Origin of the sequence: Enterobacter sp. RHBSTW-00994 (assembly GCF_013782625.1) — a bacterium.
Taxonomy (GTDB): Bacteria; Pseudomonadota; Gammaproteobacteria; order Enterobacterales; family Enterobacteriaceae; genus Enterobacter.
On record NZ_CP056199.1, the window covers coordinates 3978738 to 3991292 of the forward strand.

The 12555-nt window shown below is 52.4% G+C and carries 14 protein-coding genes; all 14 read right to left on the reverse strand.

Going from position 1 to position 12555, the window contains the following annotated elements; genetic code table 11:
• Positions 1-52: 52 nt before the first annotated feature.
• Positions 53-1477: a shufflon system plasmid conjugative transfer pilus tip adhesin PilV gene (gene pilV / locus HV346_RS19015; protein WP_249415108.1), complete on the reverse strand. Its 1425-nt coding sequence runs from the start codon at positions 1475-1477 to the stop codon at positions 53-55.
• Complete coding sequence (locus tag HV346_RS19020; protein ID WP_058799636.1) at positions 1477-2145, reverse strand: A24 family peptidase; 669 nt, start codon at positions 2143-2145, stop codon at positions 1477-1479. Before HV346_RS19020 ends, pilV begins: the two co-directional genes overlap by 1 nt.
• Entirely contained in the window at positions 2142-2621 is a 480-nt protein-coding gene (locus HV346_RS19025; RefSeq protein ID WP_076734831.1) for a lytic transglycosylase domain-containing protein, read from the reverse strand. The genes HV346_RS19020 and HV346_RS19025 overlap by 4 nt, the downstream gene beginning before the upstream one ends.
• Positions 2622-2625: 4 nt before the next feature.
• Entirely contained in the window at positions 2626-3222 is a 597-nt protein-coding gene (locus HV346_RS19030) for a type 4 pilus major pilin (RefSeq protein ID WP_058799638.1), read from the reverse strand.
• Positions 3223-3231: 9 nt separating this feature from the next.
• A complete protein-coding gene (locus HV346_RS19035; RefSeq protein ID WP_064373770.1) occupies positions 3232-4347 on the reverse strand; it encodes a type II secretion system F family protein in 1116 nt (371 codons plus the stop codon).
• Positions 4337-5911 carry an ATPase, T2SS/T4P/T4SS family gene (locus tag HV346_RS19040; protein ID WP_064373767.1) on the reverse strand — a complete coding sequence of 525 codons (1575 nt, stop codon included), beginning with the start codon at positions 5909-5911 and terminating at the stop codon, positions 4337-4339. Before HV346_RS19040 ends, HV346_RS19035 begins: the two co-directional genes overlap by 11 nt.
• Positions 5912-5918: 7 nt before the next feature.
• Positions 5919-6416, reverse strand: a complete 498-nt coding sequence (pilP, locus tag HV346_RS19045) for a type IV pilus biogenesis protein PilP (RefSeq protein ID WP_058799642.1) — start codon at positions 6414-6416, stop codon at positions 5919-5921.
• The gene (gene pilO2 / locus HV346_RS19050) at positions 6403-7683 is read right to left on the reverse strand and encodes a type 4b pilus protein PilO2 (protein WP_072210498.1); all 1281 of its coding nucleotides are present in this window, start codon (positions 7681-7683) and stop codon (positions 6403-6405) included. Before pilO2 ends, pilP begins: the two co-directional genes overlap by 14 nt.
• A gap of 3 nt (positions 7684-7686) precedes the next feature.
• Entirely contained in the window at positions 7687-9360 is a 1674-nt protein-coding gene (locus HV346_RS19055) for a PilN family type IVB pilus formation outer membrane protein (protein WP_058799645.1), read from the reverse strand.
• Between the two features lie 19 nt (positions 9361-9379).
• Entirely contained in the window at positions 9380-9823 is a 444-nt protein-coding gene (gene pilM / locus HV346_RS19060) for a type IV pilus biogenesis protein PilM (protein WP_058799647.1), read from the reverse strand.
• 1 nt (position 9824) lies between these two features.
• On the reverse strand, positions 9825-11174 hold the full coding sequence (locus HV346_RS19065; RefSeq protein WP_181620756.1) for a TcpQ domain-containing protein: 1350 nt from the start codon (positions 11172-11174) through the stop codon (positions 9825-9827).
• A gap of 266 nt (positions 11175-11440) precedes the next feature.
• Positions 11441-11689: a DUF2442 domain-containing protein gene (locus HV346_RS19070; RefSeq protein ID WP_000155614.1), complete on the reverse strand. Its 249-nt coding sequence runs from the start codon at positions 11687-11689 to the stop codon at positions 11441-11443.
• Positions 11673-11915: a DUF4160 domain-containing protein gene (locus tag HV346_RS19075; protein ID WP_001144085.1), complete on the reverse strand. Its 243-nt coding sequence runs from the start codon at positions 11913-11915 to the stop codon at positions 11673-11675. Before HV346_RS19075 ends, HV346_RS19070 begins: the two co-directional genes overlap by 17 nt.
• 78 nt (positions 11916-11993) lie before the next feature.
• Entirely contained in the window at positions 11994-12542 is a 549-nt protein-coding gene (locus tag HV346_RS19080) for a single-stranded DNA-binding protein (protein WP_076734835.1), read from the reverse strand.
• Between the last annotated feature and the right edge of the window lie 13 nt (positions 12543-12555).

Sequence of the window (12555 nt, forward strand, 5' to 3'; positions counted from 1 at the left end):
CTGTGGTTGTTTATGGTAATAGCGCCTTATGCCAGTGGCAGGACTGGCCAAATCATCTTATCCCGATTGCACGCCAACTTACGTTGTTACTGCGACTGGCATCTTTGTTTTTTACGCAGACCCGAAACTGGCTTTGATTGATAACAGTAAAGTAAGCAGAACTTACCCCTGCATTAGACAGTGAACTAAGATCAACAACACTCCCGGTTAGAGATAATACCAGGTTAACACTAACGGGGAACCCCGAATTAACACAGCTATCATCGCCAATACCATATACAGTCCCGTACATTTCAACGTGCGTACCGTAGTCAATGTACCCTGGATAAACTGTTGAACCAGAGGAGCTACGCCACACACCGGATTGACAGGAAAGTATGGCTCCAGTGGCGTCACGGCTTACAAGGCCGTTTGGTGAACAAACTGCGCCAGCAGTATTGACTCCGTCGAGCTGCAAAACTTCTCCTGTAGAAAGTCTTCCATCAGCCCGCACACTTCCGCCTCGAACCTGACCGCTTGTATAAATATTCTTATTATTTATGACTCGTACCCAGTCATTATCTGACATATAAAAACCGCCGCCATACGTTTCATTTAACCATCCCTTACTCCCTCGAGTTATAAACCAGCCATTATTTGAACGTATGTCGTTGTTAGCCGTTATTGTATTTCCTGCGGTGACGTTTGAACCGGCAGTAACATTCTGTCCTGTAACAGTTCCATTCGCAGTTATATTTCCGGTGGCCGCCACATTGCCACTGAAATTACCCGTTACGGCATTAATCGTGCCTGTGTTATTAAGATTGTTACCTCCCATATCAATGCTGGTATGCATCGTGTTGAGGTCTGGCTTGCCGGTTACCGAAAAACGATAAAGACGATCATTTTCACCGCGAGCAGCGTCCAGTTCATCTGTGGTCAGTAAAGCCGCAATATGCCCCTGAGTTGTGCTTATCCCAAACTGAGAAAGAGGTAGAGTCCAGCTGCCCATGGCACCGGTAGCAGTTCCCGACGTCCAGATATAGCCGCCCATACCCGAGGTGATATCCATTGATATCTGGCGCAGTGCGAGAAAAGGCAGTGCCGCACCGTTTTGTGTGTAAACCAGCGCCTGCAGTTGATCTGTATTGGTGGCATTACGAACAACTGCAGCCAGGTAAGCCTGTCCGTCTACGGTCGTCTCGCTGAACCCCTGCTCCAGAAATCCGGTGTTTTTCAGCATAGTGGGAGTAACCGTAACCGGGATCGTGGTGGTGGCAGTTGAAAGCAAAGTATCGTAATAACGGCCCGTGTAGCTCTTCACAGCCTGTGTAAAGCGAGAAACCTGTGACGCAGTATTCAGCCAGGTCCTTTTTTGCATCCAGTCACTGATAAGCGTAAAGCCCCAGACGCTGACAACAAGGAGAATAATCAATGAAGCACCAGTGCTGAGGATAGCCCAGCCCCGGTCAGTCGTTTTATATGTGAACACAGGCATCACCATGTAATAAGCGGTTGATACAATTTAAACAGGGTCACAGAAATCGCGCCGGCGCACAGCCAGGGTCCCATCGGCCCTCCTTCAGTTATGCGACGAACAGATATCTGCCAGAGCACAAAGAGCACCACGCCGATCAGCAGAGCATAAAGCCCCTCTCGCCCTCCCAACCAGGCCGCAATAGCACCGGCCAACCAGACATCGCCCAGCCCCAGACACTCACGGGCATGAATCCTAAAGGTGACGTAACGCCAGACACCAAAAATCACCAGCGCAGTGGTAGCTGTCAGGAGGTGCCCTGTAAAGCCGGGAGCGATAAGAGCGGAAACAAGACCGGCAATAAGGCATCTTATTGTCAATTCCCGGGGCAGAAATCCTGTGAGCGCATCTGTAAGCGTCATCCTGAAAAGAAACAGGCAGAACAACAGAGACATCAGTCGCTCCAGTAGCGGCACAGGGGACAGCATCATGCCTGTTGCCGCTATTGCATAAAGCCAGATGAAGCCGGTGGATGCAGGTGCCAAAAAAGCAGCGGACCATTCCTGATCATCATCCAATATCATCAGGCTGAGACGAACCAGGCTCCTCATAAAACTGAATAAGCTGAGGCATAGAGGAAAAATGATAATGACAGTTGGCCAGGGCATACTCAGCGTCAGCAGTGTCACAGTTTTATTCCCCGTTCATTAAGTAAAAGCCGACGATAAATGGCATAAATCCGGTTGGCGTAGGACTCGCGAGTTTCATGCCGGTCCTTACGAAAACCTGCGTTATAAGAGCCAAGACAGTTCCAGCTTATGCCGCATACCTGAAAATGTTTCGCCAGTATCCATGTCCCAATCTGAACGTTGAGACACGGACGGTTCAGGAGGTCCTGTGAGCTGCGAATGTAACCCTGCGCTATCAGCGAAGGGATATGCGATGAATTGACCTGCATCAGTCCATAATCGGTACTGAGTGCCTGCCCGGTCTTTTTGTCACGATTAATATTTGTGACACCCGGTCGCAGGCTGCTTTCACCTATGGCTATTGCCTTAACCAGTAGCGGGTCAATGTGGTATTTAGCGCCCGCCGATTCAAAGCAGAATGCATCCACCCGTGGGCAAACCAAAATCAGCAGCAGAAAGGCGGACAGGCGCAGCATGTCATCAGCCGTTATGGGTGAAGACCAGTGTATTGTTACCTGTCATTCCGCTGTCTGATGAGCAGGATTTGCCTGCCTCTTCTGCACTGACCAGACCGTCACTGTAATCGGTACTATTAATGGTGATAGCACTGAATGCTCCACCGGAACCGAGTTGAGTAGTGATAGAGATGCAGTCTGCCTGCGGAACTTTCTGCGATGTAACTGAAAATCCATTGTTAAATCCATTCGATGCCACAGGTGCCAGAACGACCTGACCACCATAACCGTTCCACATCGTAGCGGTACCGGAACTGGCTGTTCCCTGGATAGTCCAGCCAGCCTTTGGTGCGCCCCCCTGCTGGATAAGCGTTCCCGTCATAGTTGTACCGCTCGTAAAGTTATATCCCCCCTGCGCCTGCTTAAGCTGCTGCGCGTTTGTCACGACGGTCTGGAGATTTGAAACCTCAACGGCAACGGACTTTTTCCCCCAAAGACTCCAGACCAGAGCACCAACCAGAGCCAGTACGATAATCGTCCCGATCGCAATGGTACCGTGTTCAAGAATGCCCCAGCCCCGGTCAGGCTGATGTTGGCGATGTGGTAATGTCTGAGCTGACATGGCGGTTCCTTAATGTAAGTTGAAAGTGTTCATGTCCTGAATCTGCATCACCATCATCAGGATGAGTAAGAAGAAACTCATAATCAGAACGAGAGAAAAGAGTTTGGTGGCATTCGCCCGACGCGCGACGCGCGCGAGCGCCTGTTCCAGCCAGCGGTCCGCATAATTGGTGATGAGCGAAGCAGCACCATCCCCCTTATCCAGAAGAGAGAGATAGTTCACAGCCTCACGGCTCGGAAAATCATATCCGCTGTTACGCAGAGCTCTGCCAAGTGAATCGCCTTCACTCATGCACTCCATCGCGGCCTCGATGCGTTCCTGCAGCCAGGGCGGTGCAAAACCGTTAAGGATCTGCAAAGCTTTGAGTTCCTGGACACCCGAACCAAGAAGCGCGCCAATATTCATAAGGAATACAGCTCCCTGCAGGTCTTTATAAACAGACCATGGTAGTAACCAGTCAGCACAGCGCCTGAGACGGCCGCGCCAGCGGGGCAGCGACCAGAAAGACAGCAGCACAAGCCCTGCGGCTGTAGCGGCAGAAGCAACACCCCACTCGGAACTCCACTTCGCTACTCCATTCATAAACCCGAGTGCACCGGTCCAGCGAGCTGGATCGGACATTTTGCTCATGGTGGGAACAAGTGCGAGATTGTTGGCCAGAAGTAGCCCCGTACTCAGGATGGCAAGCGCGGCAGGAAATACAGAGGCAAAAATGACCTGCCCAAGAATTCGCCTACGGGCAACAATCAACTTATCAGCCTGCATCAGCGCGGCAGGAATATTACCGGTTTCCATCCCGGCGCTGATAAGCGCGGCCTCTTCATAAGGTGCCCAGGCAGCCAGAACATCCTGCAGCGCGCGGCCAGGACGGTTGTCGTTCACACCCTCGATGCAGTCCTGAACAAGTTCATAATAAGGATGCCAGCGCCTGCCAAAATCAGTATGTACATCGCCGATCATGGTCAGCGCGTCTTTCAGGGCCTTACGGTTTTCAAGAAGAAAGCGCAGCGTTTCGTAAAAGGGCTGGCGGTATTTTCCGGTAAAAGTGGCCCTGACAAGCCGGTAGCGAATCCTTTCAGGGATCGACATTTCCCGGGATGGATAAAAATGGCTGTCACTTTCCATCAGGCACCTCACAATCCATGATGTCATCCTCATCCAGCGGACAGATGAGATCGCCTTCCAGCGGATCAACGAGACCCTCTGCCAGATAACGCAACAGATGCATGCGGCGAGTAATACCCCCCTGGTTTACCCAGTACTGTCTGGCAACTGAAGGCCCATGTGAAAGCCATAGTTGCATCAGGCGAGCATCTGTCCGGACAACTTCGGCAATTGCCGTTCGCCCAGTAACGCCACGACTGATAATGCGTCCGGTCAGTGGTACCGTTTTCCGGCAGTGTTCACATCCCTCATAGTTGCGGAAGAAGAGATTTTTCGGTTCACACAGGCCAGCGACAGAACAATATTTTTCGAGACGCGCGCGGGTTTCTTCATCAAGCTCAGGGGCTTTGACTTCCCACGGTACCCGGCAGTGTTCACACAACAGCGGCACCAGACGCTGGCCAATCAGGCCGGTGATGAGTGCAGCATCCGCCAGAAGGTGGCGATCAATACCGAAATGCTCCATACGACGCAGGGAACCGATAGGGCTCTGGGTGTGCAGGGTCGACAGCACCAGGTGGCCGGTTTCACTGGCGAAAATGGCGGCGAGAAGGGAATACAGGTCACGGATCTCACCGTTCAGGATGGCATCCGGATCGAGACGAAGTGCAGAGGCGTTTCCGTTACTCCAGGCGCGGCTGATGGCCTCCGGTGAATTGTCATCCGGCATAACAGGGGTCTGAATACCACCCGGAATACGCCCTTCGGGCGGGTTTTCCAGCGTGAGCAGGCGCTTTTTACCGCCGGTCAGTTTTAGCCAGATATCACTGAACACGCGCAGCGTGGCGCTCTTCCCTGAACCAGTAGGCCCGGTCAGCAGCGTCATGCCTTCCGGCATACGCAGGATCTGCATGATGAGCTTAATCTGCTCCGGCAGAAAACCCAGTTGCGGTAGCGTCGGTATGTTGTCCCCGTCATCCGGGATCAGACGCATGACCACTATCAGCCCATCCGGAGTAGGACGGTGTTCGTAGCGCGCGCCATAAAGGCCGGCGCGGCGGGCGAACTTTGCATCGATGCGCCCTGACTGCTCACGACCGGCAAAGAATGACTGCTCGCGCACGTCGCACATGGAAAGATAAGATGTGGAGGCCAGCGTCATACCCTCCACATCTTTCACTTCATCCACCACCTCCAGCTCGCCGTGAATTCGCAGCTGAACGATGCAAATCTTGCGGTCACCGCTGATTTCCATATGTATATCAGAAGCATTAAAGTCGTTACCCAGCCTCATATAGCTGATGACCTTATCCTGCGACACACTGACGTCACGGTTACTTAGATCCGCCTCGCTCACGCCCTGGTTAAGCCCTCGGCCCTGACGTTCTGCCACTTCACGCCGCCGGTTCAGTTCGCTGAGAGTAACAAACTCAGTTTTTGCGTCAGACCATGTACGGGTGACATCCATAACCCAGCGTTGTATGCCAGGGTCTTTTCGCCGGTTGCCGTCGATGAGTAGCGTAACCCCACCGGATGGATGCTGCTCGGCAAAGACAAAATCCATGATTTCTTTATCAGGAGACATCATCACCTCAGAATGAAAGTTCAGAATTGTCGCTGAGGCGTACGATCGTGGACGTAACCTCCGTGACCCGCTTTGAGGTTCCGGGAAGCTGATCGCCTTTTGCTACTTCTGTGACTCCGCCATCCGGCAGAACAATGCGTGCACGCAACTGCGAGCCGCGACCGTAAATCTCCTGAAGGCGCACACCACCGGTCCGCTTTTCACTGGCAGCACTGGCAGTCTGTTGTGTAGGAGCTGGCTGCGCCATAAGCGGCATGGCAGGCTGGGCGGCAGTAGACAGATAATTCCTGTCAGTACTCTGTCCGGACTGGCTTTCGCGTAGCTGCTGCTCCAGACGCGCCGTCTGCACTTTCTGCTCCAGAATGAGGTTGCGCGCCTGAGCTGCTTCGAGTTCGCCAAGCGTAACGTTCGGCGGAAGCGCATCACTGGTTACGGTTGCCACTGCCTGCCCACAGAACAGAGCGGACAGCAGCAGGCCCGTTCCCGCGGGATTAATTCTGCGCATAAATGCTCCCCTTCATGGTGTAGTCGAACTGCCCCTGCGGGCTCATAGTGATTGACACGCTGTTCAGGCGGAGCCCGGTCGCATCAAAATCCTGCAGCAGACGTTCAGGCTGCAAACGAGAGCTGACAGTGAAAGTGAATTCGCGCCAGTCCTGTACGGGCATGGCTTTCTCTTGTCCTGGCGCGACCGCTGGCGGTTTCACTTCACTGAACTTGACTTCCAGGTTGCGGCGCTGCAGGTGCGAAATGAAACGCATCAGTTGGGCATCCGCGCCAGGCAAGGCCTCGTCGGTATACTCACTCACGCTGTATTTCCGGAAGGGAATGAATACGTCGCCGTTTTTACCTCCCTCCTGAAGGTTGAAAACAGCAGAATGCCCAAGAAGCACCCTTGCGCGGTGGGAGAAATCCTCCACCGTCGCACCAGGTGTGGCGAGGTAACGCAAGCGCAGGCCTTCAGGGACACATTCACCGTCCGTAAAGCGCCAGCCAGCCACCGAGGCGAAAAGTGGTTCGCGTGTCAGCCAGCAATTACCAAGTAAAAGCGAAACTGGTGGCTGAGAGGCCCACGGATGCGGCGCTCGGGCTGGCGCAGCTGGCTTATCAGCAGACATCGCCATTCGGGCGCGAAACTCTGCCATTGCAGCAGCCTGTTCCGCTTTTTGCTGAACGTCGTCGTACCAGTAAATTCCTGCTGCTGCCACGAGTGTAATAAGCGCAGCAGGCATAATGAGCGACATCGTCGTCAGGCGCTTACCCAGGCGGCAACGCTTCAGTTGAGAACGGTTCAGCCTGTCAGTGAGCGAGGTTGCATCACAATTATCATCTGCGGTTGCAGCACAGCGCAGACCCGGTGTATCAGCATCGTTAAAACGCAGGAAGTTTTCTGCTGCTGATTCTATCTTCGCGCGTGAACCGGTCACATCACCCATGACAGAAAGCTGCCCACCGCTGGCTGCAAAGAAAACCCAGAGATCTTCGTTGCGGCTGAGACGGTATATCCCCCATGTATTTCCCCCTTCAGACAGCAGGAATGCTACTGCAAGAGAGTAAGGGCTCCGTCGCACACGCCCGGGGGAAACGACCCCCATCATTGATGCGTTACGCCTGCCGGCAACTACTACATGCGTGTCAGGTGAGGCTTTTCCCCGGAATCGCGTTAACAGTGCGCTCCGCTGCTGCTCCCAATGAAGTCCTGCCATCCAGTCGCGACGGTGGTGGGTGACACGAATGCCGCTACGGAGTGAAGATTTTTTCTTTGATGACATGGATTACCTCAGCAGAACAGGGGTGATCATAATCACGAGCGTGTTACGACCGCGCGTACCGTTCTGGCCACCGCCCAGGATAAAGTTGTCGGGTGTGAATGTTCCCTGCTTGTTTGCAGAAAGGTTCTGTTGCTCAGATCCGGTTAATACCAGTGTCTGGCCTGAGCGCAGGTTAACTTTACGTGCCAGCCCCTGTGTCGAGGTATTCGGTATATCGTTACGGGTATTCCCGTCCCTACTGATAAATTTCTCTATCTGCGGTGGACTGGTATAGCTAAAAGCGAACTGCAGTTGCACGTCACCGTTTTCCTGGATGAACGGCAGCATGGTCATGAACAAACCGGTGGTTATTGTGGTTACGGTCTGTGAGGAAGTAACCCCGACGTTAGCTGTTGCAGTTGAACTGGAACTTGTCAGAACGCCCTGTTGGTTTGAGAGCTGATAAGCTACCGGCGTCAAATTTGCTGTTGGGTCGGTCTGGTTCAGCGCCATGCTGACGTTGCCCTGCTCGGAAAGCGCTTTAATCAGCAGGCTGGAGCCGGAAAATTTGGCGGCATTGCCTGTTGCCGTGTCGAGAATCGAAATGCCGGCACTGCCTGCTGAAGTCGAAGCATTGGCCATTGAACCGGTCAGAGTGGCGCCAAAATTGTGCAGGGATTTGTATACTAGCCCCCAGTCAAGACCCAGTTGCTCATTACGCGTCTGGTTGACGCTGACAATCTGTATGTTGAGCTGGACCTGCCTGCTTAGAACCTTATTCTGATACTCAATGTAACGACCAATACGCTCCAGAACGTCCGGTGTGTCAGTAACACTCAACGTGCCAGTAGCTGCTGAAAGCCAGAAACGACCAGATTTTGGCGTCAGCATCTGCTCGATGGTTTTACGAATGTCGTCGTACAGGTCGCTGTTCATGCCATAATCGGTCTTCTGATTAGAGCTAATGTCTCCGCTCGTCCCCCCCGATGTGCCGCCACCGCTGCCCAGCTGATTGCCAGAGCCGGAGTTAATTGATGCGCTACTGTTTACTTTCGTATTCAGGATAACGAGCTGAAAAGTGCGGGTATCCTGTCGATAAAAATAAACTCCGTTTCCGTCACTGCGCCATGACAGCCCGTACCCGCTGGCTTCGACATCGAGCAGATCACGAACATCTCCCTGGAATTTAAGGCCACGCATGAGCGCCGGTGATGGCTGAACGGAGACGGGCTGAGCTGACGTAGCCCCCATCTGTGCCAGGGGAACCCGACCATTGTCATCCGGCGCCGGCAGTTGACCACTCATCTGAGAAGTTACCACGCTGCCGGTACTCACGTTGCTCAGCGCAGCAAATGCATCTGGTGTGATGGAGACTCGTATACCACATAGCGCAGTGATGCGCTGTCCCAGCTCAGGCAGTGAAATGCCGTCAGGACGATTAATCGTTATCTGACAGGGAGGCAGATTCTTTTCGTCCGGAGTGGAGACCACCGGCGTGACTGGCTGCAGGTTTACCCAGGGCTTATCCATCCAGACAACAGATGGTTGTGATATGGACTGACGACTCTGCAACACTCGCTGAGCCGTATCGGCCTGCCCAACGGCTTCCTTGTCTATTTTGCTGATTTCATTCAGCGAACATGATGACAGCACAAACGCAGCGGTAAGTACTGTCAGGCAGAAAGGTATACGCGGCATCCGCAGCTCCCTGATTCTGTTAGTTAAGATAAACAATGCTGCCTTCCGACACACCAGACGGCAGAGACAGGTTCATATCAGTGCCATCCGCCATCCGCAGACGACCGCCGCTTACGGTCAGGGCAAGCGCAGAAGTCACTGAGCGGGCGCGCAACGCGGCATAAACACCGTCTGTTTCAGGTACCCAGATCCACAGGCGACCGTTTTGAATAATGCTTTTGATGCGACTGTCTGGTAACGGCACCATTCCAGTCAGTGCGGTTGATACGGGGCCATCTGTTATGGACCGCCCGTGACGCCAGTTATTTACGACATCAGCAGTCCGAAGCATGTCTGCTGCAAGCTGTTCAGGCTGAGTCTGCTGCAGCGCAAGCCGTACATGCTCTGATGAGTGGTGCTGTGCATCACCGGCTATCAAGATGATGACAAGACAAAGCGCGAAAACTGGCAGCGCATATCCCATATCATTTCCCGTCCTGAATCGACTTATCGTCCACGAATACCAGGCACTGAAGACGATTTGGTGCTGCATAGAGGGGTTTTTCTGCAGGGCGATATAACCTAAACAGCTGCACGATAACCGACTCGAAATTACCGCGCAGCGTAAATGGTACATCGATGCGGTAGTTCACAGGAGTTGGCCAGATAACTACCCAGGTAGGACTACTGCCACTCTCACAGCGAACCGATGTAGCCCATTGGATCAGAGTCTCTTTTAACGTAGTGCCTGCCTGCGCGGTCCAGGCCTGTCCGTCTGGTAACGAGGAAAGCATTGCTCCCGGAGTGAAAACAGTTTTTCCGCTGACCGGAGCAGTAGGAGAGATGACAGTGGAAGGTGGATTACTGTTCTGAACCGTTCCACCTGGTTTCACTGCACCAGATGGAGTTAAAGGCACACCAAGAGCAGCTTTATTCAGAGGTGTTGACGCAACTGACAATGCTGACGGCGCAGGCGCAGGAGCCAACTCTGTTGATGGTTTTACCTTGCCAGATGTTAACTTAGCTGCGGGACCTGCCTGTGTTTTCTGCACCGGAACCGTAGATTTTTCCCCAGGCTCGCTGGCAGAGAACGGGTTACGAGGTGTTTTTGCTGTCGTTGCAACAGATAAAGGGGAAACAGCTTGAGAGGTAACTTTTGGTGTCCCTGGTGACAAAATGGAACTTTCTGGCCGAGCCGGAGGCAACGGATAGCTATTATTTCCAGTACCAGAAATTCCCTTAGAACCGTTAAGTAGTGTGCCTGTAGAAGCAGATTTCCCTGTTCCATGACTTGCTACACTCGCCTGCAAGGGACCTGTTGTTGAGAGGGCAAGATGTCGATATTCATCACGCAGAACAAAACAAATTTCTCGATTCAGGTCATCTACGCGCATACGCCAGGCAGGCCCGGCCAGGATTTGTAAAGCATCTCCAAGCTTCACAGGTCCTATTGAACGCTGCACAGCCGGTAATGGTTTAACGAACAATTCAGAGAATACACCCGGTTCGCCTGAACACAGTGAATAACCTGATTCAAGCATCACGTATCGCATACCTTCCCCAATGGTATTCACCATCTGCAAAGGCATCCTGATATCGATAATCTGATTCAGTGGGTCACGCTGAGCATCTACAGGTCGCGTACTGGCAAGTGTGTAACGATCGTAACGAACAACTTCAGGGGAACGGTTTTGATAAAGATCCTGAACACGGGGAGAACCCTGAAGCCTACTTATGGGTTCAGAGCGAGAACTAAAGTCTGTGCAGCCAGCGGCAAGCAGACATAGCGTGATGGCCCCAAGCCGATAACGTGTCTGCAGGTTTATTTTTACCATCAGGAATCCCCAGGAGTTGTCCGAAACAAGTCGGATATTCTGGCGGGGATGCCTTTTCGGACAATGCAAAACTATTACTGCGAACTGAAGAAAATTTCCTCGGTGGGGCAACCGCGAAAGACCAGGATAACCAGTTCCAAGGGCTTTCACCGTTTTCGGACACAGGGAAAGGAGCTACACGAGGCCGATTAATCCAGCCAATTGGCAATACTTTTAAAAGAAAAGCGCCGGAAAATCCGGCGCCTTAGTCTGCAACTTTGTGATTATCAGGCTACGCGATGTGGAACATGGGTCACGTCACCACGGCCAGCGAGCAAGCCATCGACTGAGATATCCTCATCGAGATTATCCCAGTGAATACCACGTTTACTCAGTTCATAGTCATTACGTTCTTTGTCTGTGGCATTCAGCAGACGAGGAAACCAGGCGATTGGTACGCCCATCACCCTGCCATCGTTTAATTCGACCCACATGGTGGTCTCATCAAATCGTACATTTTTAGCTGAAATAGTCATTCCAGGCCTCCACAAACATCGTCTGGTTATGTTGAACCATCTTAGTCAACTCTTTAAGAGTCCGGGCATCGAAGCCATCGTTCCTGCTCAGTTTAACTTCATCTTCAAGCCAGAATTTCGCTTCACCATCAGCGTTACGGACATGAATATGAGCGGGTTCTAGAGGATTTCCCTCGTTCGAGTAAAAGAAAAATTTGAATCCGTTAATTCTCAGTATAACTGGCATTAAAAAAGTACCCCGCTCCTGCCAAGATTATCTTGAATAAAAAAGCGCCAGTCAAACTGGCGCCTCTGTAAAATCCAATCAGGAAATGGCGTAGATCGCTTTTCGGCAGATCCCATAACCATGCCCCAGAAACGGTATGTCATCATCAAAATCCATCGGAGGTTCATTAGCAGGATTGTGTGGCGCAGCTGACTGCTGAGGCTGAGGCTGCTGAGGCTGCCCCCAACCACCTTGAGCTTGCCCAAGCTGCTGAGCATTACCGGTACCTGCTGGAGCATTACGACTACCCAGCATCTGCATCGTACCGTTCACGCCAACCACAACTTCTGTTGTCCAGCGTTCAACCCCGCCGTTATCAGTCCATTTGCGGGTCCGCAGATGGCCTTCAATGTATACCTGTGAACCTTTTTTCAGATATTCACCGGCTATTTCGGCGAGTTTGCCAAACAACACAACGCGATGCCACTCAGTGTTTTCCTTCATTTCACCGCTTTGTTTATCACGCCATGACTCCGACGTTGCAATACTGAACCCTGTAACAGCTGTGCTATTGGGCATATAACGTACTTCGGGGTCCTGACCGAGATGGCCAACGAGAATAACTTTGTTAATTCCGCGACTTGCCATGATGTAATCTCCT

Coding starts and splice junctions, on each gene's coding strand:
- pilV (WP_249415108.1), bottom strand. CDS start 1,477: ATGCCTGTGTTCACATATAAAACGACTGACCGGGGCTGGGCTATCCTC.
- HV346_RS19025 (WP_076734831.1), bottom strand. CDS start 2,621: ATGCTGCGCCTGTCCGCCTTTCTGCTGCTGATTTTGGTTTGCCCACGG.
- HV346_RS19030 (WP_058799638.1), bottom strand. CDS start 3,222: ATGTCAGCTCAGACATTACCACATCGCCAACATCAGCCTGACCGGGGC.
- HV346_RS19035 (WP_064373770.1), bottom strand. CDS start 4,347: ATGGAAAGTGACAGCCATTTTTATCCATCCCGGGAAATGTCGATCCCT.
- HV346_RS19040 (WP_064373767.1), bottom strand. CDS start 5,911: ATGTCTCCTGATAAAGAAATCATGGATTTTGTCTTTGCCGAGCAGCAT.
- pilP (WP_058799642.1), bottom strand. CDS start 6,416: ATGCGCAGAATTAATCCCGCGGGAACGGGCCTGCTGCTGTCCGCTCTG.
- pilO2 (WP_072210498.1), bottom strand. CDS start 7,683: ATGTCATCAAAGAAAAAATCTTCACTCCGTAGCGGCATTCGTGTCACC.
- HV346_RS19055 (WP_058799645.1), bottom strand. CDS start 9,360: ATGCCGCGTATACCTTTCTGCCTGACAGTACTTACCGCTGCGTTTGTG.
- pilM (WP_058799647.1), bottom strand. CDS start 9,823: ATGGGATATGCGCTGCCAGTTTTCGCGCTTTGTCTTGTCATCATCTTG.
- HV346_RS19065 (WP_181620756.1), bottom strand. CDS start 11,174: ATGGTAAAAATAAACCTGCAGACACGTTATCGGCTTGGGGCCATCACG.
- HV346_RS19070 (WP_000155614.1), bottom strand. CDS start 11,689: ATGACTATTTCAGCTAAAAATGTACGATTTGATGAGACCACCATGTGG.
- HV346_RS19075 (WP_001144085.1), bottom strand. CDS start 11,915: ATGCCAGTTATACTGAGAATTAACGGATTCAAATTTTTCTTTTACTCG.
- HV346_RS19080 (WP_076734835.1), bottom strand. CDS start 12,542: ATGGCAAGTCGCGGAATTAACAAAGTTATTCTCGTTGGCCATCTCGGT.